Origin of the sequence: Micromonospora sp. AMSO1212t, from assembly GCF_008868145.1 — a bacterium.
GTDB classification, from domain to species: domain Bacteria; phylum Actinomycetota; class Actinomycetes; order Mycobacteriales; family Micromonosporaceae; genus Micromonospora; species Micromonospora tulbaghiae.
Map to the genome: position 1 here is coordinate 1 of NZ_WBKS01000086.1, position 24865 is coordinate 24865.

At 74.2% G+C, this 24865-nt stretch carries 25 protein-coding genes; 20 read left to right on the top strand and 5 right to left on the bottom strand.

From position 1 onward, the window contains the following. The first annotated feature begins 129 nt into the window (after positions 1-129). The 6 genes from F8279_RS20240 (at position 130) to F8279_RS20265 (ending at position 7327) form a co-directional block, all read left to right on the top strand. Positions 130-855, top strand: coding sequence for a TIGR03936 family radical SAM-associated protein (locus F8279_RS20240; RefSeq protein WP_175438759.1), 726 nt, complete (start codon positions 130-132; stop codon positions 853-855). 130 nt (positions 856-985) lie between these two features. Next, positions 986-4390, top strand: a complete 3405-nt coding sequence (locus tag F8279_RS20245; protein ID WP_151500771.1) for an Rne/Rng family ribonuclease — start codon at positions 986-988, stop codon at positions 4388-4390. Between the two features lie 305 nt (positions 4391-4695). Beyond that, a complete protein-coding gene (gene rplU / locus F8279_RS20250) occupies positions 4696-5010 on the top strand; it encodes a 50S ribosomal protein L21 (RefSeq protein ID WP_091421852.1) in 315 nt (104 codons plus the stop codon). 11 nt (positions 5011-5021) lie between these two features. After that, entirely contained in the window at positions 5022-5276 is a 255-nt protein-coding gene (gene rpmA, locus F8279_RS20255; protein WP_013288010.1) for a 50S ribosomal protein L27, read from the top strand. Between the two features lie 90 nt (positions 5277-5366). Further along, positions 5367-6818, top strand: a complete 1452-nt coding sequence (gene obgE, locus F8279_RS20260; protein ID WP_091421847.1) for a GTPase ObgE — start codon at positions 5367-5369, stop codon at positions 6816-6818. Positions 6819-6877: 59 nt separating this feature from the next. Then, a complete protein-coding gene (locus tag F8279_RS20265) occupies positions 6878-7327 on the top strand; it encodes a GNAT family N-acetyltransferase (protein ID WP_091421845.1) in 450 nt (149 codons plus the stop codon). A 15-nt stretch (positions 7328-7342) separates the two neighbouring features. Here F8279_RS20265 and F8279_RS20270 read toward each other — a convergent pair whose 3' ends face one another. After that, complete coding sequence (locus tag F8279_RS20270; protein WP_091421843.1) at positions 7343-8002, bottom strand: DUF6766 family protein; 660 nt, start codon at positions 8000-8002, stop codon at positions 7343-7345. 85 nt (positions 8003-8087) lie between these two features. Then, positions 8088-8552 carry a DUF4383 domain-containing protein gene (locus F8279_RS20275; protein ID WP_175438758.1) on the bottom strand — a complete coding sequence of 155 codons (465 nt, stop codon included), beginning with the start codon at positions 8550-8552 and terminating at the stop codon, positions 8088-8090. A gap of 208 nt (positions 8553-8760) precedes the next feature. Here F8279_RS20275 and F8279_RS20280 point away from each other — a divergent pair, with 208 nt between their 5' ends. Genes F8279_RS20280 through F8279_RS20290 form a run of 3 tightly spaced genes read left to right on the top strand, consistent with a single transcriptional unit; the run spans position 8761 to position 10662 of the window. Continuing rightward, positions 8761-9543 carry a hypothetical protein gene (locus F8279_RS20280; RefSeq protein WP_091421836.1) on the top strand — a complete coding sequence of 261 codons (783 nt, stop codon included), beginning with the start codon at positions 8761-8763 and terminating at the stop codon, positions 9541-9543. A 31-nt stretch (positions 9544-9574) separates the two neighbouring features. Beyond that, entirely contained in the window at positions 9575-10027 is a 453-nt protein-coding gene (locus F8279_RS20285) for a phage holin family protein (RefSeq protein WP_013288004.1), read from the top strand. Further along, positions 10024-10662 carry a DUF3618 domain-containing protein gene (locus F8279_RS20290; protein ID WP_091421831.1) on the top strand — a complete coding sequence of 213 codons (639 nt, stop codon included), beginning with the start codon at positions 10024-10026 and terminating at the stop codon, positions 10660-10662. Before F8279_RS20285 ends, F8279_RS20290 begins: the two co-directional genes overlap by 4 nt. Positions 10663-10727: 65 nt before the next feature. Here the strand turns inward: F8279_RS20290 and F8279_RS20295 are convergent, their stop codons facing one another. Next, complete coding sequence (locus F8279_RS20295) at positions 10728-11813, bottom strand: glycosyltransferase family 2 protein (RefSeq protein ID WP_151500772.1); 1086 nt, start codon at positions 11811-11813, stop codon at positions 10728-10730. Between the two features lie 121 nt (positions 11814-11934). Between F8279_RS20295 and F8279_RS20300 the strand changes: the two genes are divergently transcribed. After that, positions 11935-12573, top strand: coding sequence for a cyclase (locus F8279_RS20300; RefSeq protein ID WP_151500773.1), 639 nt, complete (start codon positions 11935-11937; stop codon positions 12571-12573). Beyond that, a complete protein-coding gene (locus F8279_RS20305; protein ID WP_091421823.1) occupies positions 12570-13748 on the top strand; it encodes a zinc-dependent alcohol dehydrogenase in 1179 nt (392 codons plus the stop codon). The genes F8279_RS20300 and F8279_RS20305 overlap by 4 nt, the downstream gene beginning before the upstream one ends. Before the next feature lie 22 nt (positions 13749-13770). Here the strand turns inward: F8279_RS20305 and F8279_RS20310 are convergent, their stop codons facing one another. Next, a complete protein-coding gene (locus F8279_RS20310; RefSeq protein WP_151500774.1) occupies positions 13771-15036 on the bottom strand; it encodes a cytochrome P450 in 1266 nt (421 codons plus the stop codon). A 237-nt stretch (positions 15037-15273) separates the two neighbouring features. Here F8279_RS20310 and F8279_RS20315 point away from each other — a divergent pair, with 237 nt between their 5' ends. Further along, positions 15274-15660, top strand: coding sequence for a hypothetical protein (locus tag F8279_RS20315; RefSeq protein WP_091421817.1), 387 nt, complete (start codon positions 15274-15276; stop codon positions 15658-15660). Between the two features lie 7 nt (positions 15661-15667). Here the strand turns inward: F8279_RS20315 and F8279_RS20320 are convergent, their stop codons facing one another. Beyond that, positions 15668-15886 (bottom strand): DUF397 domain-containing protein, encoded by a 219-nt coding sequence (locus F8279_RS20320; RefSeq protein ID WP_013287999.1) that lies wholly within the window; start codon positions 15884-15886, stop codon positions 15668-15670. Positions 15887-15952: 66 nt separating this feature from the next. On the opposite strand from F8279_RS20320, the gene pepN reads away from it, so the two are divergent. The 8 genes from pepN to F8279_RS20360 all read left to right on the top strand — a co-directional run. Then, the gene (gene pepN, locus F8279_RS20325) at positions 15953-18469 is read left to right on the top strand and encodes an aminopeptidase N (protein WP_091421814.1); all 2517 of its coding nucleotides are present in this window, start codon (positions 15953-15955) and stop codon (positions 18467-18469) included. 82 nt (positions 18470-18551) lie between these two features. Beyond that, positions 18552-19148: a nicotinate-nucleotide adenylyltransferase gene (gene nadD, locus F8279_RS20330; RefSeq protein WP_013475510.1), complete on the top strand. Its 597-nt coding sequence runs from the start codon at positions 18552-18554 to the stop codon at positions 19146-19148. A gap of 111 nt (positions 19149-19259) precedes the next feature. Continuing rightward, the gene (gene rsfS / locus F8279_RS20335; RefSeq protein ID WP_091421810.1) at positions 19260-19664 is read left to right on the top strand and encodes a ribosome silencing factor; all 405 of its coding nucleotides are present in this window, start codon (positions 19260-19262) and stop codon (positions 19662-19664) included. Next, a complete protein-coding gene (locus F8279_RS20340) occupies positions 19661-20290 on the top strand; it encodes a histidine phosphatase family protein (RefSeq protein ID WP_091421807.1) in 630 nt (209 codons plus the stop codon). Before rsfS ends, F8279_RS20340 begins: the two co-directional genes overlap by 4 nt. Before the next feature lie 48 nt (positions 20291-20338). Further along, the gene (locus tag F8279_RS20345) at positions 20339-21193 is read left to right on the top strand and encodes a DegV family protein (RefSeq protein ID WP_091422087.1); all 855 of its coding nucleotides are present in this window, start codon (positions 20339-20341) and stop codon (positions 21191-21193) included. A 9-nt stretch (positions 21194-21202) separates the two neighbouring features. Continuing rightward, complete coding sequence (locus F8279_RS20350) at positions 21203-21979, top strand: SDR family NAD(P)-dependent oxidoreductase (protein ID WP_091421803.1); 777 nt, start codon at positions 21203-21205, stop codon at positions 21977-21979. A 452-nt stretch (positions 21980-22431) separates the two neighbouring features. Beyond that, positions 22432-23247 carry a ComEA family DNA-binding protein gene (locus tag F8279_RS20355; RefSeq protein WP_192580733.1) on the top strand — a complete coding sequence of 272 codons (816 nt, stop codon included), beginning with the start codon at positions 22432-22434 and terminating at the stop codon, positions 23245-23247. Between the two features lie 26 nt (positions 23248-23273). Further along, the coding region (locus F8279_RS20360) for a ComEC/Rec2 family competence protein (protein ID WP_225853342.1) at positions 23274-24865 on the top strand (1592 nt) is incomplete at its 3' end.

Genomic DNA, 24865 nt, shown 5'->3' on the forward strand with positions numbered 1-24865 from the left:
GGGTGGCCCCGGGTGTGCGGCGCGGTGGGCGCTGCGTCAGGATGAGACCGATACGCAGGCACAGCCGAGGAGCTCACGATCGCCAGAAAGCCTCAACCCGAGGGCGGCCAGGCCCCCGTCGTCCAGCGGATCCGTATCCGGTACGCCAAGCGTGGGCCGCTGCGGTTCACCTCGCACCGGGACTTCGCCCGGGCCTTCGAGCGCGCGCTGCGCCGGGCCGGCGTGCCGATCGCCTTCTCCCAGGGGTTCACCCCGCACCCGAAGATCTCGTACGCCTCGGCCGCTCCGACGGGTGTGGCGAGCGAGGCCGAGTACCTGGAGATCGGGCTCCGTGAGCCGGTCGACCCGGCGCGGCTGCGCGCGGCCCTCGACGCCGCCCTCTCGCCCGGGCTCGACGTGCTCGACGCGGTGGAGGCCACCGGCGGCAGCCTGGCGGACCGGATCGAGGCGTCGTACTGGCGTATCGAGCTGCCCGAGGTCGATCCGAAGGTGCTCGCGGGGGCGGTGGCGGCCTTCACCGCGGCCGAGGAGATCCAGGTCGAGCGGATGACCAAGCAGGGGCGGCGTACGTTCGACACCCGCGCGGCAGTGGCATCGATCGATGCCATGGCTCCGGCTGAGACGCCTTCCGGGGCGGCGGCCGTACCGTGTGCGATACTCGAACTGGTCGTGCGGCAGGTCACCCCGTCCGTTCGGCCCGATGACGTCCTGGCCGGCCTCCGCGCGGTGGCCGCCCTGGAGCCGCCGGTCACCCCGAAGGTGATCCGGCTGGCGCAGGGCACGCTGACCGCGCAGGGCGAGATCGTCGATCCGTTGGACGCGGATCGCGACGGGGCAACCATCGGAGAGCGCTGACCGTCGGTCAGCGCTCTGGCAGGCAGACTTCGGCGGTCGCGCGTTTGCGTGCCCGGCGGAAACACCTTTGCGGCAACCCTGCGTGGCAGCGCTCACCCGCGCCCGGGGCGGCCAGAACTGGAGAACGTCCATGCTCGAGAACGAGCCCGAGGGCGGCGAACGGACCGGCGCGGAGCCGGCCGGGACGACCGCCGACAGCGCCGCCACCGCCTCCGGCAGCGCTGACAGCGCCGCCTCTGCCCGCACGGAGGGTGCCTCCTCCGGCAGTGCCCACGGCGCCACCGCGGAAGGTGTCGCCGCGGTGGAAGGCGGCGTCACTGCGGAAGGCGTCGCCGAGACCAAGCCGCCGGCCCGTAAGCGGGCCAGCCGCCGCAAGGCCGCTCCGCTGAACCAGCCGGAGCAGACCGACGCGCCCGTCGAGGCGTCCACGACAGTGACCGGCAGCGGCGAGTCGCCGCAGGCCGAGGTGCTCGCGCCGGTGGCCGGCGAGTTGGACACCGCGCCGAAGACCACCCGGCGGCGTCGTAAGGCGACGCCGGCGAAGGCGGTCGAGGAGCCGGTGGCCGCGGCCGGTGTGGAGGCCGCCTCGGAGGAGGTCGTGCCGCCGGTCAAGGTCACCCGGACCCGTCGTCGCAAGGCCACGCCTCCGGCTGCCGAGACCGTCGCGCCGGACGAGTCCGCCGCCGCGGGGCAGGCGCCCGCGGACGGGGCGATCGACGGGCCGGTCTCCGTGCCCGGAGGCGACCTGATCGCCGAGGGACGCGCCGACATCGACGGCGGCGAGGCCGCCACGGGCGGAGCAGCCACCGCGGAGACCGCCGGGCAGGCCCCTGCCGGGACCGCTGGTCGGGCCCGCGCCGGCGAGCGCACCGCCGCCGGCCGGCGCACCGCCGCCGGCGACCGGACCGCCGCCGGCGACAAGGCCACCGCCGGCGGGAACAAGGCCGCCGGCGGCACGGTGAGCACCGGCGGCACGGCCGGCATCGGTGAGACCGGCGAGGACCTCGAGGACGAGGACGCCGAGACCGAGACCGGCGGGACCGTTGGAGACGCGAGCGCCGCGGCTGCGCGTACCGAAGAGGTCAACCTGGCCCGCGGCGGTGGCCCGGCGGACGCGACGGGCGTGGTGTCGACAGGCGCCGCCGTGCCGCGCGCGGCCGAGGAGCCGGCCGAGACGCCGCCGGCCACGAGCCGCCGGCGTCGTGCCGCGCTCTCCGCCCCGACCGTCCTGTTCATGGCGCCGCAGCCCGACGAGGCGCCGGCCGTCCAGGTGACGTACCCGGCGGCGGAGGAGCCGATCGAGGAAGCGGTCGAGACCGGCCGGCGCCGCCGTCGCGGCCGCCGTGAGGTCGAGCCGGTCGAGGTCGAGGTCGAGCCGGAAGCCGCCGAGGAGGAGCCGGCCACCGAGGCCGAGGAGCCCGACGAGGCGGACGAGGACGACGAGACGGCCGCGGCCCGGCGTCGCCGCCGCCGGGGCCGCAGGGGTCGTGGCCGGGGCAAGGGCGGCGCGGACGAGGCCGACGACGAGGACGTCGAGGAGCCCGGCGCGGCCGAGACCGCCGAGGGTGAGGCCGAGGAGCCCGCGGAGGACGAGGAGGCCGAGGGCGAGGGGATGACCCGCCGCCGTCGCCGTCGTCGCCGCCGGGGCGCCGGGGAGGCGGACACCGCCGCCGAGGACGGCGTGCCGACCGTCGTCAAGATCCGTGAGCCGCGCAAGCCGGTCGACGAGGTGCAGGGTGTCTCCGGTTCGACCCGGCTGGAGGCCAAGCGGCAGCGTCGGCGTGACGGCCGTGAGCAGCGGCGTACCCGGCCGCCGATCCTGAGCGAGTCGGAGTTCCTGGCCCGTCGCGAGGCGGTGGACCGGGTCATGGTGGTCCGCCAGCGGGGCGACCGCACCCAGATCGCCGTGCTCGAGGACGGCGTGCTCGTGGAGCACTACGTCACGCGTAACTCGTCCGGCACGATGGCCGGCAACGTCTACCTCGGCAAGGTCCAGAACGTCCTGCCGAGCATGGAGGCGGCCTTCGTCGACATCGGGCGTGGGCGCAACGCGGTCCTGTACGCCGGTGAGGTCAACTGGGACGCCACCGGCCTGGAGGGCCGGGCCCGCTCGATCGAGCAGGCGCTGCGCTCCGGCGACTCGGTGCTGGTGCAGGTGACCAAGGACCCGATCGGGCACAAGGGCGCGCGGCTGACCAGCCACATCGCGCTCTCCGGCCGGCACCTGGTCTACGTGCCGAACGGCAACGCCTCCGGGATCAGCCGCAAGCTGCCCGACACCGAGCGCAAGCGGCTGCGGGACGTGCTGAAGAAGCTGGTGCCGGACGGCGCCGGCGTGATCGTCCGGACCGCGGCCGAGGGTGCCAGCGAGGACGAGCTGGCGCGCGACGTCAAGCGGCTCCAGGCGCAGTGGGAGGACATCCAGGCCAAGGCGACCGAGGGCGGCGCTCCGGTGCTGCTCTACGAGGAGCCGGACCTGGTCATCCGCGTGGTCCGGGACCTCTTCAACGAGGACTTCCGCGAACTGGTCATCGAGGGCGAGTCCGCGTACGACGTGGTCGAGTCGTACCTGTCGCACGTGTCCCCGGACCTGGTGGCGCGGCTGCGCCGGCACGCCGGGGTGGCGGACGTGTTCGCCGAGTACCGGATCGACGAGCAGATCCTCAAGGGGCTGGACCGGAAGGTCTTCCTCCCCTCCGGCGGCTCGCTGGTGATCGACCGCACCGAGGCGATGACAGTCGTCGACGTCAACACCGGCAAGTACACCGGCTCCGGCGGCAACCTGGAGGAGACGGTCACCCGCAACAACCTGGAGGCGGCCGAGGAGATCGTGCGCCAGCTGCGGCTGCGCGACCTCGGCGGCATCGTGGTGATCGACTTCATCGACATGGTGCTGGAGTCGAACCGGGAGCTGGTGCTGCGCCGGCTCACCGAGTGCCTCGGCCGGGACCGCACCAAGCACCAGGTCACCGAGATCACCTCGCTCGGCCTGGTGCAGATGACGCGAAAGCGCATCGGCGCGGGCCTGCTGGAGGCGTTCAGCGAGACCTGCGAGTGCTGCAAGGGCCGGGGCGTGATCATTCACACCGAGCCGGTGCCGGAGAAGCCGCGCGGGGGCGCGGGGGAGAAGGTCAAGGCGGTCGCCTCGGCGGTCACCGCGCCGGCCGAGGAGAAGGGCCGTCGCCGGGGTCGCAAGGCCGCCGCGGAGAAGCCCGCGGTGGAGGCCGCCCCGGAGCAGCCGGCCGCGCAGGCCGCCGCTGAGCCGGCGGCTGCGCCCGCCGCGCCGGAGCGGACCGTCGCCGAGGTGGTCGAGACCGACGACGACTACTACGACACCCAGGGCTACGACCTGTCCCGGTTCGAGGCGGACACGCCCGCCGCCCCGGCGGTCGCGGACAGCCAGGAGGGCGACTCGGCCCGGCTGGCCGCCGCCGACGACCCGGACGCGATCGGTGACGGAGACAACGACGACGACAGCGGCGCCCCGCGTCGGCGGGCGCGCCGTGGCGGAGCCCGGCGGCGTACCCGGCCGTGAGGCGCTGACCTGCGCGAACAGGGCCCCCGCTCCGCCGAGATCGTGCGGAGCGGGGGCCCTGTCGTGTCCGTCGGGCCCTGCCTCCCGGGCGCGGGGGAGGCGTGATCGGCAGCCCGGTTTGGGGGGCGGGCGGGGTATGCCGTACGCTTGCCTGCGGCGCACTTTGGTGTGCCGAGTTCCCGCGTGCCCGCGCCGCCGGTGTCACGGCTCCCGGCGAGACGCCGTGGGAACGACCGTCGACGGTGTGACAGCCGACAACGGTGCAATAGACGCCAGCAGCCTCAACGACAGGGAGTCCGCCTCCGATGTACGCGATCGTCAAGACCGGCGGCAAGCAGTACAAGGTCGCCGAGGGCGACGTGATCGAGGTCGAGAAGCTCGCCGGTTCCCCCGGCGACGCGGTGAAGCTCACCGCGGTGCTCCTCGTCGACGGTGACGACCTGGTGACCGACGCGGCGAAGCTCGCCAAGGTCGCGGTGTCCGGCGAGATCGCCGCGCACACCAAGGGCCCGAAGATCCGGATCCACAAGTTCAAGAACAAGACCGGCTACCACAAGCGCCAGGGTCACCGCCAGCCGCTGACCCAGGTCAAGGTGACCGGCATCTCCAGCGGGAAGTAGGTCGTCCTCCAATGGCTCACAAAAAGGGTGCGTCCAGCTCGCGTAACGGCCGTGACTCCGCGGCCCAGCGACTCGGCGTGAAGCGCTTCGGTGGTCAGGTCGTCAGCGCGGGTGAGATCCTCATCCGTCAGCGTGGCACCAAGTTCCACCCCGGTGACCTGGTCGGCCGTGGCGGCGACGACACGCTGTTCGCGCTGGCCGCCGGTTCGGTGCAGTTCGGCACCAAGCGCGGTCGCAAGACCGTCAGCATCGTGCCTCAGCAGTAGTTTTCTGGCGAAGCGGGCCGCGGACCTCTGAGTCCCGGCCCGCTTCGCCTTTTCACGCGCGGGGCGGACCCCGCTGGAAGGATTGGCGTCGTGACGACGTTCGTTGACCGGGTCGTCCTGCACATGCAGGCCGGCGACGGCGGGCACGGCTGTGTCTCGATCCACCGGGAGAAGTTCAAGCCGTTCGGCGGGCCGGACGGCGGCAACGGCGGCCACGGCGGCAGCGTGTCCCTGGTGGTCGACGCGCAGGTCACCACGCTGCTCGACTTCCACTTCCGGCCGCACCTGAAGGCCGAGAACGGCAAGGGCGGCGCCGGCTCGAACCGGGACGGCGCCAACGGCCGTGACCTGGTCATCAAGGTGCCGAACGGCACCGTGGTGCAGAGCCTCGACGGTGAGGTGCTGGCCGACCTGGTCGGCGTCGGCACCACGTTCGAGGCGGCCCGGGGCGGCCGGGGCGGGCGCGGCAACGCCTCGCTGGCGAACGCGCGCCGCAAGGCGCCCGGCTTCGCCGAGCTGGGTGAGCCCGGCGACCGGCTCGACGTGGTGCTGGAGCTCAAGAGCGTCGCCGACGTGGGCCTGGTCGGCTTCCCGTCGGCCGGCAAGTCCTCGCTGATCTCGGTGATCTCCGCGGCCAAGCCGAAGATCGCCGACTACCCGTTCACCACACTGGTGCCGAACCTGGGCGTGGTCCGGGTGGACAACCACACCTTCACCGTCGCCGACGTACCCGGGCTGATCCCGGGTGCGGCCAGCGGCAAGGGCCTGGGCCTGGAGTTCCTCCGCCACGTCGAGCGCTGCGCCGTGCTGGTGCACGTGATCGACACCGCGACGCTGGAGCCCGGACGCGACCCGCTCGCCGACATCGACGCCATCGAGTCGGAGTTGTCCCAGTACGGCGGGCTCGCCGACCGGCCCCGGCTGGTCGCGCTCAACAAGGTCGACGTGCCGGACGGCAAGGACCTGGCCGACATCGTCCGCCCCGACCTGGAGGCCCGCGGCCTGCGCGTCTTCGAGATCTCGGCGGCGACCCGCGAGGGTCTGCGCGAGCTGACGTACGCGATGGCGGAGCTGGTCGACCAGGGCCGCCGCGCCGCCCCGCCGGCCGAGCCGACCCGGATCGTGATCCGCCCGAAGGCGGTCGACGACGCCGGCTTCACCATCGAGGCCGAGCCGGACGGCTCGTACACGGTGCGCGGCAGCCGGCCGGAGCGCTGGGTGAAGCAGACCAACTTCGACAACGACGAGGCAGTGGGTTACCTGGCCGACCGGCTGGCCCGTCTCGGCGTCGAGGAGAAGCTCGCCAAGGCCGGCGCGCAGCCCGGCGACCTGGTGCGCATCGGTGACCGGGAGTTCGACTGGCAGCCGACCCTCTACGCCGGTGTCGACTTCGTGCCGGGTAACCGGGGCACCGACGTACGGCTCGAGGAGAAGTCGAACCGCCCGTCGGCTTCGGACCGGCTCGCGGCCCGCAAGGCCCGCCGGGTGCGGCCGGAGGACGAGGTCGAGGCCGCGCCCGCGGCGGAGGCGGACGCCGAGTAGCCGTTTCCGGGTCGGTGGCGGGAAACCTGCGCGAAATCCGGCCGATCTAGCGTACGGGCATGTTGATCGAGACCCGTCCCGCCACCGATCCGGAGATCGCCGCGCTCGTCGTCGCCCAGCAGCGCGAGCTGCGCGACGCCGACGGCGGGCTGGACGGACAGGTCACAGTCGTGCACACCGACGTCCGCTACCTGGCCGCCGTGGTGGGCGGCCGGGCGGTCGGCTGCGGCGGCCTGCAGGCGCTCGACGCGGACACCGGCGAGCTGAAGCGGATGTACGTGCGGCCGGCGTACCGAGGTCGGGGCATCGCCCGGCAGCTGCTCGTGGCGCTGGAGGAGCTGGCGTTCCAGCAGGGGCACCGCACGGTGTGCCTGGAGACCGGCACCTACCTGCCGGCCGCGATCGGGCTCTACCGGTCCAGCGGTTACGAGCCGATCCCGGTCTACGGCGAGTACGTCGACAACCCGTACAGCGTGTGCTTCGCCAAGCGGCTGCCGGTGGCGGCCTGATCGGCGGCCCGACGCTCAGGCGCTCGTCTGCGCGTGCGGCGCGGTGACCGGCTTCGACTCGGGACTGGCGTGCTGGCGCAGCACGATGCTGAGCAGGATCAGCACGCCGACGGCGAGGAACTCGCTCTGCCAGTTCTGCATCGACTGGAACCAGAAGTCGCTGGTGCCGAGGAACTGCCACGCGCTGATCGGGGCGGCGCCGCTCTCCAGCGCCTGCTCCTGGTTGTAGGCGGCCACGCCGCCGAACAGGTGCCCCAGGAACGCGCCCCCGAAGATCATCAGGAGTGCGATGGCGAGGCTGTTCCGGTAGACCACGAGCGGCAGCCCGCCGACGCGTACCGGCCAGGGTGAGTCGGGGCGGGCGTGGTCGCGGTTGTCCTCCGGCCGGTCCGTCTGGTCCTCCGGCTTCGACTCGGCCGAGCCCTTCTGCACCAGGTACGCGGTGAGCAGCACGTAGCCGCCCATCTGGAGGAACTCCGACTCCCAGTTCTCGAACACCGCCTCGGCGAAGTGCCCGGTGCCGAGATAGGCCCACCAGCTCAGCGGCTCGGCGCCGTACTGGCTCAGCTCCTCGTTGTGCACCTGCCAGCCGAAGACGCTCTGCAGCAGCAGGAAGACCAGGAACGCGCCGAGCATGGCTATCGAGAGCATGTTGTCGCGCAACCACCGTGGCATCGCCGGACCTCCTCGACCCGTTCGCGGTTGCCCTCCTGCCCGGCGACGGGCCGGGGCAAACGCCTGATCGGCGTGTCGCGCCTGGTCAGGGGCGGTCGAAGGGTGCCTCCACCCGGCTGCCGGTGCCGAGGTTGTTGTTCAGCAGCAGGCCGGCGGCGAGCATGCCGAAGCCGAGGGCCAGGTGCAGCCAGTTGTCGGCGTCGTTCACCGGCACGAAGTTCACAGCGGTGTCCCGGTCGATGGCGAAGCCGTACAGCCACAGCACCAGGTAGAGCGCGCCGCCACCGGCGAGGAACACCCGCGCTCCGCCCAGCCGCCGGGCCATCACCAGACCGACCAGCCCGAACGACAGGTGCAGCAGGTTGTGCAGCACCGACACCTGGAACACCCCGAGCAGCTTCGCCTCGGAGTGGTGCCCGGCGAACGTCATGTCGCCGTAGTGGGTGGTGATGCCGGGCACGAAACCGAGCACGCCGATCAGCGCGAAGAGGGCGGCCGCCGCGAGCGCTACCTTCTGCACCGCAGGCCGGGCGGAGGCGTGTTCGCGCAGGTCACGTGCCATCCCTGTCACCCCCGTGGGAGTCGCCGCCGCCCGGGCGGGCAGGCATTCCATTGTCTGACCGGGACGGGCCGCTCCCGCAGAGAAATCAGGAAACAGGCATGGACCCGTCGACCTGGGGTAGGGCGATTGTCACGCGGAAACAATCCGCGTACCCCCCGAAGACACCCGCTGGGAACACACGAGCGGAAGGGACACCATGACTCAGGATCTTTCTCCCAGTTCGGCCACGTACCAGTCGACGAACGGTGGCGGTGTGCGTGACCAGGCCCGCCAGGTCGGCTCCGACGCCGCGAACGCGGGCGGCGCGGTCGCGCAGACCGCCAAGGAGCAGGGCCGGGAGGTGGTGGGCGAGGCCAAGCGGCAGGCCCGCGACCTCTACGGCGAGGCCCGCGGACAGGTCACCACGCAGGCCGGTCAGCAGCAGCAGCGCGCGGCCAGCGGCCTGCGGTCGCTCGCCGACGAGATGCGCACCATGGCGCAGCAGGGCGGCGGCTCCGGGCCGGTGACCGAGCTGGCCCACCAGGCGGCCGAGCGCGTGCAGGGCGTGGCCGGCTGGCTGGAGCAGCGCGAGCCGGGCGACCTGCTCAACGAGGTGAAGAGCTACGCCCGCCGCAACCCGGGCACGTTCCTCGTCGGCGCGGCGCTGCTCGGCGTGGTCGCCGGGCGGCTCACCCGCAACATCACCGCACTCGGCGACGACAGCACGGCGCGGCCGGCGTACGACCCGGACCGCACCGCCGTCATCCCGGCCGCGCGCGAGGTGCCGGACCAGGTGCCGCCGGGCGGCTACCTCGACCCGACGCCGGGCAGCTACGCCGAGCCGGACCCGGGCTACTCCGCGCCGGGCGCGACCTACCCGGGTGGCGGCGCCCCGAACACCTGGGCCGACCCGGTGGGCGGCACCGGCCAGCCGCTGCCGCCGCCGGAGCGCACCGACCCGCTGCCGGGCGTCCCGTCGACCGGCGCTCCCCGCCCGTGACCGGCCGCACCGGCAGAAGGGAGGCGACGGCATGACCGTACCCACGCAGGACCCCGGCTATCAGGCGGCGGGCGCCCCGCCCCACGCCGACGAGGTGCGCGGCAGCTCGCTCGGCGACCTGATGCGTCAGGTCACCACCGACCTGTCGACGCTGATGCGCCAGGAGGTCGAGCTGGCCAAGGCCGAGATCCGCCAGGAGGGCAAGAAGGCGGGCAAGGCCGCCGGACTGTTCGGCGGCGCCGGTTTCGGCGGCTACATGGTGGCGCTCTTCGTCTCGATCGCGATCTGGCAGTTCCTCGACAACGTCATGGACTCCGGGCTGGCCGCGCTGATCGTGGCCGTCATCTGGGCCGCGGTCGCCGCGGTTCTGTACTCGATGGGCAAGAAGAACGCCGAGCGGATCCGCGGCCTGAAGCAGACCAACGACAGCGTGCAGCGCATCCCCGACGCGCTCAAGCCGCACCCGGAGGGAGTCATCCGATGAGCACCGATCCCGAGCAGATCCGCCGCGAGATCGAAGCCACCCGCAACAACCTCAGCTCGGACGTGGACGCCCTGGCGTACAAGGTCAGCCCGAGCCGCATCGTCGACGACCGCAAGCAGCGCGTACGCAGCGCGCTGACGAACGTGAAGGACAAGGTGATGGGAACCGCATCGGACCTCGGCCACAGCACCGGCCACGCCGCCCACTCGGTGGGCGACCACGCCTCCTCGATGGCCTCCACCGTGGGCGACAAGGCGCAGTCCGCCGCCGCCACGGTGAGCGACGCCGCCCACCGAGCACCGCAGGTGGTGCGGCAGAAGTCCGAGGGCAACCCGATCGCTGCCGGCGTGATCGCCTTCGGCGTCGGCATGCTGGTCTCCTCGCTGATCCCGGCCACCCGCCGCGAGCAGCAGGTCGCCGCGCAGGTCAAGGAGAAGGCCGCCGAGCACGGCGGCGTCGTCAAGGAGAAGCTGGGCGAGGTCGCCACCGAGCTGAAGGAGGAGCTGCGCGAGCCGGCGCAGCACGCCGCCGAGTCGGTGAAGGCCACCGCGCAGGACGCCGCGCACGCGGTCAAGGACGACGGCCGCGCCGCCGCCCAGGACGTCCGGCACAGCGCCGAGCAGGCGCGGTCCTGAAGGTCCGCGCCTCCGGTTAGGAAGGGCCCCCTTTTATCGCCCAGGCGATAAAAGGGGGCCCTTCCTTACACCTCGGCGCGCAGCGGTGGGGGCACTGCCCCGGTCTCCACCCACAGCACCAGGTCGTCGGGGCGGCGCCGCGTCATCCGCCGCCGCAGGAGACGGGTGGGGTTGGCCGCCGTCCGCAACCGGGCGCCCGCGTAGGGCACCCCGCCGCGCAGCCGCCGGCCCACCGCCAGCCAGGCGCACAGGCCGCGTTCCAGCACCCAGGCGGGCGCGGCGAGGCTGGTGTGCGCCGGGAAGACCCGGGTGCCGCCGGCCCGTCGCCGGCCCAGCTCCGCCACTGCCACAGTCGCCAGTCCGGCGCGCAGCAGCAGCCCGGGCCGGCGGGTGGCGAGCGCGACCGCCGTCGCCGGCAGCACCGCCAGCGCGGCCAGCAGCCACACCGGCCGGGCCGTCTCGTCGTACGCCTGGCGGACGCGCTGCCCGAGGAAATGCGCGGCGGTGGGCGGTAGCCGCCGCACGTACAGCCACGCGGGGGTGGCGGTGCTGCCGCCGTACGCGCGCACGGTCCGGACCAGCTCCAGGTTCTCGAAGAGCACGTCGGGGTCGTAGCCGCCCATGGCCAGGAACGTGCTCCGCCGGACCGCCAGCGTGCCCGGCCAGTCGCCGCCGAACACGCGGGCGAGCAGCGTCCGGCCGGTGTCCCACCAGGCGTGCCAGGGCAGCGGGTCGAAGTGGTTCTGCGGCCGGACCAGGTCCACCCCGTCCAGCATCTGGTGCACGGCGTACAGGGCCGCCCGGTCGTACCGGACGTCGTCGTCGGCGATCACCACGTGCTCGTGCCGGGCCAGCGCGACGCCGGTGAGCACGCCGAGCACCTTGCCGTTGCGCCCGCGCAGCGCCGGGTCCGGCGGTACGTGCCGCACCAGAGCGTGCCAGGCGGCGGCGTGCCGCGCGAACAGCTCCGGCGGCGATCCGTCGACCACCACCACGTCGACCCGGCGGCTCAGCTCCCGCAGATACCCGGTCAGCTCGTCCAGGCCGCTGTCGTCGTGGGCGCGCAGCGGCAGGACGTACGCCATCGGGAGCCGGGCCGGCGCGGACGCGGCGCCCTCGTCATGCGGTCGTGCGGCGGTCGGTCGGGTCACGTCGCCTCCCCTCGTGTCGGGTCACGCGACTTGCCCGGAATGCGGCTGCTGAAACCGTTTCGGGCGCCCTGCGTCGGGTAGCGCAGCCGGATACGGACGGTCCGAGTCGGGAGGAGACGTGATGCCCAGCAACGCGACGAGATGGGCGCTGGCCGGCGCCGCCGCGGTGACCGCGCTCGGGGTCACCCGGACGGTGGCCCGCCGGCGGCACCGGCACCAGCCCGATCGGGAGGACGGCTGGTACGTGGTGCGCCGGGGGATCACCGTGGACCGGCCGGTCGACGAGGTGATCGGCTTCTGGACCGACCGCGAGCGGCTGGACCGAGGGCTGGCCGAGTGGGCGACGCTGGAGCAGCTCGACGCGAACCGGTGGCGCTGCGTGGCGGCCGACCCGGCCGGCGGCGGCACCGAGTGGCGGGCCGAGATCACCGTCGACGGGCCGGGCCGGTTGAGCTGGCGGGTCACCGACGGCCCGGTTGCCCAGCGCGGCCGGGTCGAGCTGGCCGCCGCGCCGCAGGACCGGGGCACCGAGATCCGGGCCGAGCTGCGGTGGCGCTCCGGACCGATCCGGCGGGCGGTCGGCCTCGTCGGTGGCAGCGACCCGGACCTGGGGCTGCGCACCACGCTGCGCCGGATCAAGTCGCTGATCGAGACCGGGCAGGTGCTCGACACCCGGCACGACCCGTCCGGGCGCAGCCCGCGGCAGGAACGGGCGACGGACAAGGTACGCGAGAAGCTGATGGCGGGAGGACGACCGTGAGGGCGTTGTGCTGGGAGGGCGTCGGCAAGCTGGCCGTGCGGGACGTGCCGGAGCCGACCGTCAGGTCCGGCGGCGACATCATCGTCAAGGTACGCGCGAGCAGCGTCTGCGGCTCCGACCTGCACCTGATCAACGGCTACCTGCCGGCGATGCGCGAGGGTGACATCCTCGGCCACGAGTTCATGGGCGAAGTGGTCGAGACCGGCCCGGAGGTGCGGCGTATCAAGGTCGGCGACCGGGTGGTGGTCGGCTCGGTGGTGGCCTGCGGCTCGTGCTGGTACTGCCGCACCGAGCAGTTCTCGCTGTGCGACAACTCCAACCCGCAGCCTGTCTTCACCGAGAAGCTGTGGGGCCACTCGCCCGCGGGCATCCTCGGCTACTCGCACGCGGCCGGCGGCTACTCGGGCAGCCACGCCGAGTACATCCGGGTGCCGTTCGGCGACGTCGGCGCGTTCACGGTGCCGGACGGGGTGCCGGACGACTCGGTGGTCTTCGCCTCCGACGCGATGCCGACCGGCTGGATGGCCGCCGACTTCTGCAACCTCAAGGGCGGCGAGGTGGTGGCGGTCTGGGGCGCCGGCGGCGTCGGTCAGATGGCGGCCCGGTCCGCGCAGATCCTCGGCGCCGAGCGGGTCGTGGTCATCGACCGGTTGCCGGAGCGTCTCGCCACCGCGGCGCAGCGCCTCGGCGTGGAGACGATCAACTACGCCGAGACCGACGTGCTGGAGGCGCTGCGGGAGATGACCGCCGGGCGCGGCCCGGACGCCTGCATCGAGGCCGTCGGCATGGAGTCGCACGACGTCGGCCCGGCGTACGCGTACGACAAGGCCAAGCAGACGGTACGCGCGCAGACCGACCGGCCCACCTCGGTCCGGCAGGCGATCATGGCGGCCCGCAAGGGCGGCACGGTGAGCATCGTCGGCGTGTACGGCGGCCTGGTCGACAAGTTCCCGCTCGGCGCGGCCATGAACAAGGCCCTGGTGCTGCGGATGGGACAGATGCACGCCCAGCGCTACATCCCGATGCTGCTGGACCGGGTCGCGGCCGGCGAGATCGACCCCGGCTACCTGGCCACCCACCCGATGTCGCTGGAGCAGGGCGCCCGGGGCTACGAGATCTTCGAGAAGAAGGAGGACGGCTGCCTGCGCAGCGTGCTGCACCCGCAGGCCGCCTGACCGCCCGCCGGGGTGCGCCCGTTCAGCGCAATGGGCGTACCCCGCCGGCCGGGCGTACCCCGTCGAGCACCAGCCCGCCGGGCGGCAACGCCGGCATGGCACCGAGGTCGAGCGCCAGGTCCTGCGGCGGTACGCGGTAGCTCATCGCGCCGGTCAGGTTCGTCACCGCCCGCTTCATCAGCTCGATCGTGATCCACTCACCGGCGCAGCGGTGGCCGGTGTAGTGATCGCCGCCGCCCTGCGGGACCAGGCCGAACGGGTCGTCGCGCCAGCCGGCGAAGCGCTCCGGGCGGAACCGCTCCGGCTCGGGCCACGCGTCGGGGTGGTGGTTCGTGCCGTACAGGTCGAGCAGCACGCGCCGGCCCTGCGGGAACGCGTACCCCCGCCACTGGAACGAGCGGCGCACCCGGGCCGCGGCGACCGGGAAGAACGGGTAGTAGCGGCGTACCTCCTGCACGAACTGCTCGGTCGCGGCGTCGTCGCCTGGCAGCAGGTCCCGCCAGTGCGGGTGGTCGTGCAGCGCCAGCGCGGCGAAGACCACGTACCGGTCCACCGCGACGGTGGGGCGCAGCACGTTCAGCAGCTCCACAGCGGCGATCCGGCGCGGCAGCGGCAGACCCCGCTCGTCCCGGTGCCCGGCCACGACCGCCAGCGCGCTGCCCTCCGGGGCGGGCACCGCGCCCGCGCGTACCCGCTCGATCAGCTCACCGGCCCAGCGTTGCGCGTGCCGGCGGCCGAGCCGTCCGCGCCAGTGCCGGGGGCCCAGCGCGGCCGGCGCCTCGATCATCGCGTGCATCTCGGCTGTCCGGCGCGGCACGTCGGCCTCGGCCAGCGGCACCCCGGCCCAGGCCCAGACCGTCCGGGTCAGGATCTTTCCCACCTCGTCGTAGAGCACCACCGGGCCGGCCTCGGCCCAGTCGGGGATCCGGGCCCGCCACTGCTCGTCGAAGATCTCCCCGAGCCGCCGGATCGCGGCCGGCGTCATGATCGACATGAACATCGCCTTGCGGGCCCGGTGCGCCTGTCCGTCGAGGCCCTGCACGCCGCCAACGCCGGTGAGCGTGCGCTGCCCGCGCATCGGCATGGCGCCGCGCCGGACGAACCGCTCCTCGTCGTAGAACAGCTCGGCGGCGTCCCGGCCGCGCAGGCAGATCGTCGGCTCCAGGAGCAGCCGGGTCTGGAAGACGTCGGTGCCGAGACGATCGCAGCGGTCGCCGACGAAGCGGTAGCCCTCCCGCAGGAACGCGAGCGTGCTGTCCGGGCTCCGGTCGCTCGGCATGGTGCTCATCTCGGCGGCTCCTGACGCGGTTCGGCGACCCTGCCTACCTACCCGGGCCGGCGCGGCCGAACCCTCCATTCCAGCAGCTCCGGCCCTTCGGGGGAGGGGCCGGCCACGCGGGCGGGTGCTGGCCCCTCCCCGGGCGCGGAAAAGCTGGTTGGCTCGGATTCGCGGACCCGCGGCGACCGGTCCGCCGCCCGCCGGCGCGGCGTCCGGGGGCGTCACCGGCGACGGGGGAGGGCACGGATGCGTGACGACAGGGCGGCACGACGGCACCGCGAGGCAACGGCCCGGTTGCACGGCGACGGCCGCGATGGGCCGCTGATCGGCGCGCCCCGGCGCCCCGCACCCCGCCCGCCGCGCCACTTCACCGTGCACCTGGGCTTCGTCGCCGCCGATCCCGCCGTCGCGCGGGAGCACGCCGTGGCGTACGCCGAAGCGCTCGGCCTGCTCCGCCCGGAGCTGGCGCTCGGCGCGGCGGCCCTGTCCCCGGCGGACGCCTGGCACCGCGCGGAGCGGCTGTTCTGCGATTCCGTCGGGCCCGACGGCGAGCGCTGCGCCGACGTGGCCGGTCACCCCGGCTTCCACCACGCGCCCGGTCCGGGGGGCCTCGGCTGGGGCGACGGTGACTGAGGCGCGCTCAGTCCAGGTCGAACTCGCCGTCCTGGGCGCCCGCGACGAACGCGTCCCACTCGGCCTGCGTGAAGACCAGCACGGGCCCGTCCGGCTCGGCGGAGTTGCGCATACCGATCAGGTCGTCGACGAAGGCCACTTCGACCGCTCCCTCGGAGGTGTCGCCCTCTGCCCGCTGCCAAACCGCCCGGGAGAGGTCGAAATCGCCCTTGGGATGCTGACCCATCGCTGCTCCTCCATCGCCATGCGTAACGAGACGGCCCGAGCGGACCTCATCGGGCAGGATAAGCGGATGCCGAGCCTCACCCGTGCAGAGGCGACCGCGCGCCGCGCGTCGATCAGCGTCGAGTCCTACGATGTGGACCTCGACCTGACCGGCGACGCCGAGCGGTTCCGCTCCGCCGTCACCATCCGGTTCCGGGCCACCCCCGGCGCCGAGACCTTCGTCGACGTCAAGCCGCGCCGACTCCTCGCCGCCCGCCTCAACGACCGCGACCTCGACCCGGCCCTGCTGGCCGGCGGCCGGCTGCCGCTGACCGGCCTGGCCGCGACCAACACGCTCACCGTCGAGGCCGAGATGGCCTACTCCAACACCGGCGAGGGGCTGCACCGCTTCGTCGACCCGGCCGACGGCGAGACCTACCTCTACGCGATGTCCTTCCTGGACGACGGTCCGCGCATCTTCGCCGCGTTCGACCAGCCCGACCTGAAGGCCCCGGTGACGCTGACCGTCACCGCGCCGCCGGAGTGGACTGTCGCCGCCAACGGGCCGCTCGCCGGCCGGCCCGCGGCCGGGCGCTGGGAGTTCGCCCCCACCGAGCCGCTGGCCACCTACTTCGTCTCGCTGATCGCCGGGCCCTGGCACGTGCTGCGCGCCGAGCACGACGGCATCCCGCTCGGCCTCTACTGCCGGCGTTCGCTCGCGGCCCACCTGGACGCCGACGCCGACGAGATCTTCACCGTCACCCGGCAGTGCCTGGACCGCTTCCACCAGCTCTTCGCCGAGCGCTACCCGTTCGGCAAGTACGACCAGGCGTTCGTGCCCGAGTTCAACGCGGGCGCGATGGAGAACCCGGGCCTGGTCACGATCCGCGACGACTACGTGTTCCGCTCGGCGGTCACCGACACCCAGCGGGAGTTGCGCGCCACCACCATCGCCCACGAGATGGCGCACATGTGGTTCGGCGACCTGGTCACCATGAGCTGGTGGGACGACCTCTGGCTCAACGAGTCCTTCGCCGACTACCTCGGCACCCGGGTCACCGCCGAGGCGACCCGGTTCGACCGGGCGTGGACCACGTTCGCGAGCCGTCGCAAGGCCTGGGGCTACACCGCCGACCAGCGCCCCTCCACCCATCCGGTGGCGCCGGAGGAGGTCGCCGACGCCGCTCAGGCGCTGCTCAACTTCGACGGCATCTCGTACGCCAAGGGCGCCAGCGTGCTGCGTCAGCTCGTCGCCTGGCTCGGCGACGAGGCGTTCCTGGCCGGGCTGAACGCGCACTTCGCCGCGCACCGGTTCGGCAACGCCACGCTCGCCGACCTGCTGGCTGCCCTGGGCGCGGCGAGCGGCCGCGATCTGGACGGCTGGGCGCAGCGCTGGCTGCGCCGCGCGCAGGTGAACACGCTGCGGGTCGACACCGCCGTGGACGCCGACGGGCGGTGGACCGACGTGGCGATCGTGCAGACTGCCCCGGCGAGCCACCCGGTGCTGCGGCCGCACCGCATCGGCGTGGCCCAGCACACCGCGGACGGCCCGGCGTACCGGTTCGAGCTCGACCTCGACCCGGACGCCGACGGCGGCCGTACGCCGCTGCCCGAGCTGGTCGGGCGGCCCGCCACCGGGCTCGTGCTGCCGAACGCCGGTGACCTGACGTTCGCGAAGATCCGGCTCGACCCGGCCTCGGCGGACGCGGTGCCGCTGCTGCTGCCGGGGCTCGACGATTCGCTGGCCCGGGCGCTGCTCTGGGGCGAGACGCTGGACGCGGTCACCGACGGGGAACGCCCGGCCGCCGTGCTCGCTGCGCTGATCGGGGCGGCGCTTCCGGCCGAGACCGAGGTGACGATCGTCGAGGACGTGCTGTTGCTCAGCCGCCGGCTGATCGACCGCTACCTCGACCCGCTCGCCCGCGACGCGGCGCTGCTGCGGGTGGCGACCGCCTGCGCGGCGCTGCTCGACTCGGCGCCCGCGGGCGGCTCGTTGCAGCTCGCCGCCGCGCGCGGTCTGATCGGCGCCACCACCGACACCGCGATGCTGACCGGCTGGCTGGCCGGGGAGGGCGTGCCGCCGGGGCTGGCGATCGACGCCGACCTGCGCTGGGCGGTGCTACGCCGGCTCGTGGTGCTCGGCGCGGCCGGGGCGCCGGACATCGACGCCGAGGCCGACACCGACCGCAGCGCCACCGGCGCCGAGCAGGCCGCCGCGTGCCGGGCCGCGCTGCCCGACGCCGACGCGAAGCGGGCCGCCTGGGAGATCGTCACCCGCAGCACCGAGCTGTCCAATCGGCTCGTCGAGGCGACCGCCGAGGGCTTCTGGCAGCCCGAGCAGGCCGAGCTGACCGCCGGCTACGTGGAGCGCTACTTCGCCGACATGCCGGCGGCGGCGCGTCTGCGTACCGCGTGGGTGGCCGACGCGGTCACTGTCGCCGCGTACCCCCGCTACGCCGTGGCGCAGACCACCCGGGAGATGGCCGCGGCGCTGCTGGATCGCGACGACCTGACGCCCGGCCTGCGGCGGTGGGTGACCGACCTGGACGACGACATGCGCCGGGCGCTCGTGGCCCGGACAGCGGTGGCCGCCGTGTCGGCCTGACCGGGGCACGCCGGGCGGGCTCATCCGCCCGGCGTGGCCGACCCCGCCCGAGCCCGTCCGGGGCGCGGCCTACGATCGCTGGGTGGAGGAAGACATCCGGCGGGTCGGCATCATGGGCGGCACGTTCGACCCGATCCACCACGGGCACCTGGTGGCGGCGAGCGAGGTGGCCGACCGGTTCGGTCTGGACGAGGTCGTGTTCGTGCCGACCGGACAGCCGTGGCAGAAGGCGGAGGAAGCGGTCACCCCGGCCGAGGACCGCTACCTCATGACGGTGATCGCCACCGCCTCCAACCCCCGCTTCCAGGTGAGCCGGGTCGACATCGACCGGGGCGGCCCCACCTACACCGTCGACACGCTGCGCGACCTGCACGCCGAGTACGGCCCGAAGGCGCAGCTGTTCTTCATCACCGGCGCGGACGCGCTGGAGCGCATCCTGTCCTGGAAGGACCTGGACGAGGCGCTCGAACTGGCCCACTTCATCGGGGTGACCCGGCCCGGCTTCGAACTCACCGACAAGCACCTGCCGGCCGACTCGGTGAGTCTGGTGCAGGTGCCCGCGATGGCGATCTCCTCGACCGACTGCCGCGCGCGGGTCGCCCGGGGGGAGCCGGTGTGGTACCTGGTGCCCGACGGTGTGGTGCAGTACATCGCGAAACGGCGCCTCTATCAGCGGTGAATCCGTCCCTGTATGTCCCAGTTCATGCCTGAAATCGACTAGAACTGACAAGTCGGCACACCGCCGGGTGTGAGAGGCTTGGAGGGTCGCACGGTTGATCGAAGGAGAACGGTGACAGTTTCCGAACGCGCGCACGAGCTGGCGATGGCCGCCGCCCAGGCCGCGGCCGACAAGAAGGCACAGGACATCGTCATCATCGACGTGGGCGACCAGCTCGCGATCACCGACGCGTTCCTGCTGGCCGCCGCTCCGAACGAGCGTCAGGTGCTCGCCATCGTCGACGCCATCGAGGAGCGCCTGCTGGAGCTGCCGGAGAAGGCCAAGCCGCTGCGCCGCGAGGGCGAGCGGGGTGGCCGCTGGGTGCTGCTCGACTACGTCGACATCGTGATCCACGTCCAGCACACCGAGGAGCGCGAGTTCTACGCGCTCGACCGGCTCTGGAAGGACTGCCCGCAGATCCCGTTCACCGATCGCGACCTGGCCGACTCGGCCGCCGGCACCGCCACCGCCGAATGACCCGCCTGATCGTCTGGCGGCACGGCAACACCGACTGGAACGCCGCGAGCCGGGTCCAGGGTCAGACCGACGTGCCGCTCAACGACCTCGGCCGGGAGCAGGCCCGCGCCGCCGCGCCGGTGCTGGCCGCGCTGCGCCCGGACGCGATCGTCGCCAGTGACCTGCGCCGGGCCGCCGACACCGCCGCCGCGCTGTCGGCGCTGACCGGGCTGCCGGTCCGCTCCGACGCCCGGCTGCGCGAACGGCAGTTCGGCCAGTGGCAGGGTCTCACCCTGACCGAGGTGGCCGAGCGCTTCCCCGACGAGTACGCCCGCTGGCGGGCCGGCGATCCCGACCCCGGCGCCGGCATCGAGCCCCTGGGCGACCTGGGTGCCCGGCTCGGCGCCGGGTTCCAGGACGCGGCCGACCTGGCCACCGGCGGCACGGTCGTGGTGACCACCCACGGCGGCGGCGCCCGGCAGGGCGTCGGTCACCTGCTCGGCTGGGACCACACGGTGCTGCGCAGCCTCGGCGCGCTGGCGAACTGCCACTGGACCGAACTGCGTCACGACGACGTCCGGGGCTGGCACCTGCGCGCGCACAACGTCGGCCTGATCACCCAGCCGGCGCTCACCGACGCGGTCTGACACCTCCGGCCCCGGCACGTCACAGCGCCATCGGCTAGCGTGCCGGTCATGTCCGTCGCGGTCGTCACCGACTCCACCGCCTACCTGCCCCCCGACCTGGTCCGCGCACGCGGGCTCACAGTCGTCCCGCTGACAGTCGTCCTCAACGGCGCGGAAGGGCTGGAGGGTGTCGAGACCTCCCCGGCCGACGCCACCCGTGCGCTGAGCGGCCGGCGGGTCTCGGTGAGCACGTCCCGGCCCGCGCCGGAACAGTTCGCGCAGGTCTACCGCACGCTGCTCGCCGAGGGCGCCGACGGCGTGGTGTCGGTGCACCTGTCCGCCGAACTGTCCGGCACCGTCGAGGCCGCCCGGCTGGCCGCCGCCGAGGTCGGCGACGACCGGATCACCGTCGTGGACAGCCGATCCACCGGCATGGGCCTGGGCTTCCCGGCGCTCGCCGCCGCCGCGGCCGCCGCCGGGGGAGCCGACCTGACCGGGGTACGCGACGCGGCGCTGGATGCGGTAGCCCGGACCACCATCTACTTCTACGTCGACACGCTGGAGTTCCTGCGCCGGGGCGGCCGGATCAACGCGGCCGAGGCACTGCTCGGCACCGCCCTCTCGGTCAAGCCGATCATGCACATGCCGGACGGTGCGATCGTGGTGAAGGACAAGGTCCGTACCGCCAGCCGGGGCGTCGCGCGCCTGGTCGACCTTGCCGTCGAGGCGGCGGACGAAGCCCCTGTGGACCTCGCCGTGCACCACCTCGCCGCGCCGCAGCGGGCCGAGCAGTTGCTGACGGCGCTGACCGAGCGGCTGGGCGACCGCCTGCACGACACGTACGTCACCGAGGCCGGAGCGGTCGTCGCCGCGCACGCCGGACCCGGGCTGGCGTGCGTGGTGGTGCACCGCCGCACGCCCTAGGGTTGCCGGATGACCCCACTGTCGTATGTCGTCACCGGCGGCGGGCGCGGCGTCGGACGGGCCATCGTGGAACGGCTGGCCGCCGACGGGGGCACCGTGGTCGTGGTCGAGCGGGACACCAGCGCGGTGGACTGGCTGGCCCGGCATCCACTGGCCGACCGGCTGCACGCCGTGACCGGGGACGCCGGCGACGAGGCGGTCACCGGCCGGGCCGCCGACCGCGCCGAGGCGTACGCGCCGCTGGCCGGCTGGGTCAACAACGCCGCCGTCTTCCGCGACGCCGACCTGCACCGCGCGCCCGCGAGCGAGGTGGTCGACCTGATCGCGCTCAACCTGCGCCCCGCCGTCGCGGGGGCCGGCACCGCCGTACGCCGGTTCCTGGCCGCCGGCTCCGGCGGCGCGATCGTCAACGTCTCCTCCCACCAGGCCCGCCGGGCGGTGCCGGGTGCCCTGCCGTACGCCACCGCCAAGGCCGCGTTGGAGGGGCTGACCCGGGCGCTCGCTGTCGACTACGGTCCGCGCGGGATCCGCGCCAACGCGGTGGCGCTCGGGTCCATCCACACCGAACGGCACGCCGCCTACCTGGCCGGGCTCGACCCGGCGGGGGTGGAGCACGTCGACGCGGAGATGGCCCGGCTGCACCCGGTGGGCCGGATCGGCCGTACCGGCGAGGTGGCCGAGGTGGTCGCGTTCCTGCTCTCCGAACGCGCCTCGTTCGTCAACGGCGCGACGGTGCCGGTCGACGGGGGACGGGCCGCGCTCGGCCTGGACCCGGAGGCGCGCTGAGCTTCGCCTCCCGGCCGCCCTAGCACAGTCAGGGCTTGATCGGGTTGCTGTCCACAGCGCTCCCGTCGTCCACAGGTGAGAGTTCACCGGCCGACGGGTGACGAGCCGCCGCCGTAGCGTCCCGAGCCGTGCCAGACGACGAGGAGACGACGGTACGGCGGCGGCTCGCCCGGCTGTTCGGGTTCACGGATGCCGCCGCCGTCCCGCCGTTCCCCGCCGACCGCGTGGGCGAGTCCGGCCACCGTGCCGGAGAGGCCCAGCCCGACCCGGATCTCGTCGAGCAGGGCGGCCCGGCGGCGCGGTCCTCCCGGCGGCCCGGGCTCTCCCTGTCCGGACCGGCCCCCGACCCTTGGCCTGACCAAGCCGGGCCGGTCTTCAACGGCGGGTCCGTTGCGGCCCTTGGGCACGCCGCCGGCGGGGCTGGGCCGGATGTCCGGGGCGGGCTCGGGCCGGTGCCCGACGAGATCGAGTCGGGTTTCGGGCTGCGCCGCGGCTTCCCGGAGCGGTACGGCGGTCGGGAGTATCCGTTCGGGGCCGAGCCGGCCTCCGCCGAACCGGACGCCGGCGGAATCCACGACGCCCCGGCAACCGGGGGAGGCTTGGTGTCCCGGCTGCCCGGTGCCGGGGCGTTCGACCCCGGCCGGCGGGGTGTGCGTGCGCTCGCGGCGGTGGCGGCAGTGGTGGTCGTGGTGGCTGCCGTCTGGGCGTGGCGCTCGCGTCCCAGCGCCGAGCCCGTCCAGCCGTTCGCGGCGTCCTCCGAGGCGCCGGTGGGCGCGGCGACCGAAGCGGCCGCCGGGGTGCCCGCGCCGGCCGGCTCACCCGGTCAGGTGGTCGTCGCGCTGGCCGGCAAGGTCCGGCGTCCCGGCCTCGTCCGCCTCCCGGCCGGGGCGCGGGTGGCCGACGCGATCGAGGCTGCGGGCGGCGCGCTGCCCGGCGTCGACGTGGCGCTGCTCAACCCGGCTCGCAAGGTCACCGACGGGGAGCTGATCCTGGTCGGCGTCACCGCCCCACCGGGGCAGGCCGCGCCCGGCCCGGCCGCAGGTGGCGGTGCCCCGGGCGGCTCGGCGGCACCGGCCGGACCGGTCAACCTCAACACCGCGACGCTGGCCCAGCTCGACGCGCTGCCGGGCGTCGGTCCGGTGCTCGCCCAGCGGATCCTCGACCACCGGGACCGCACCGGCGGGTTCCGGTCCGTGTCCGACCTGCGCCAGGTCGACGGCATCGGCGACGCCCGGTACGAGCAGCTCAAGGAACTGGTGACGGTGTGAAGGGCCGACGCCCCCTCGGTGGTGACGTGGCCGGCCGCGACGTGCCCGACCTCCGGCTGGCCGGGCTGGCGGTGGCGGCCTGGCTCGCCGCGCTGGCCGGGCTGCACCTCACCGTCCGGGCGACAGTGTGGGTGGCCGCCGTCGCCGCCGCGCTCGCCCTGCTCGCGGGCCTGCACCTGTGCGGCGTGCTGGGCCGGCCGGGTGTGGTGGCCCGCCGCTACGGCTGGATCGCGGTCGCCGTACTGCTCGGCGTGCTCTGCGGCGCGGCGGCCACCGGCGCCCGGGTCGCGGTCCGCGACGCCGCCCCGGTCCGCGCGCTCGTCACCGACCGTGTTCCGGTCACCGCCGAGCTGGTGCTCCGCGACGACCCCCGTCCGATACGCGGTGCGCCCGGCCGCCCACCGATGCTGCTGGTCCGCGTGGATCTGGTCCGGCTCACCGGACCCGACGGCGCTCGCGTCACCGGCCCGGTACGCGCGCTGGTGCTCGCCACCGACCCGGCCTGGCGTCCACTGCTGCCAGGGCAGCGGGCGACCAGCCGGGGACGGCTGTCCGCCCCGCGCGGCGGCGACCTGACCGCCGCCGTGCTCTCCACCGCCGACCCGCCCACGCTGCGCGGCGACGCGTCGTGGCCGCAGCGGGCCGCCGGCGTGCTGCGGGCCGGCCTGCAACGGGCCTGCGAGCCGCTGCCCGACGCGCCGGGCGGGCTGCTGCCGGGTCTGGTGGTCGGAGACACGAGCCGGCTGCTTCCGGAGGTGGAGGAGGATTTCCGGGCCACCGGGATGACGCACCTCAACGCGGTGTCCGGCTCCAACGTGGCGATCGTGGTCGGGGCGGTGCTGCTGCTGGCCCGCTGGGCGCGTGCCGGTCCGCGTACCGCCGCCACGCTCTGCGTACTCGCACTCGTCGGGTTCGTCATCCTGGTGCGGCCCTCGCCGAGCGTGGTGCGCGCCGCCGCGATGGGCGCGATCGGGCTGGCCGCGCTCGCCGCCGGGCGGTCCCGGTCGGCGCTGCCCGCGCTCGCCGCGGCGGTCACCGGACTGGTCCTGTTCGACCCGGACCTCGCGGGTGATCCGGGTTTCGCGTTGTCGGTGTGTGCCACCGGCGGACTGCTGCTGCTTGCGCCGGGATGGCGGGACGCGTTGCGGCGCCGGGGCGTACCGGCCGGGCTGGCCGAGGCGCTGGCGGTGCCGGCGGCCGCGCAGCTGGCCTGCGGCCCGGTGATCGCCGGGCTGTCCTCGACGGTGAGCCTGGTGGCGGTGCCGGCGAACCTGCTGGCGGTGCCGGCCGTCGCGCCGGCCACCGTGCTCGGCGTCCTGGCGGCGGTGCTGTCGCCGGTGTGGACGGGCGGCGCGGAGTTCCTGGCCTGGCTGGCGAGTTGGCCGGCGCGCTGGCTGGTGGCGGTGGCCGCGTACGGGGCGGACCTGCCGGCCGGGAACCTGCCGTGGGCGGGCGGGGTGGCCGGGGCCCTGCTGCTGGCGGCGGCGAGCGTGGCGCTGCTGCTCGCCTTTCGCCGACGCCGGGCGAGGCGGCTGATCGCTGTCGTCGCGGTGGCGGTGGTGCTGGGCGCGGTGCCGGTCCGTCTGCTCGCCTCCGGCTGGCCGCCGCGTGGCTGGGT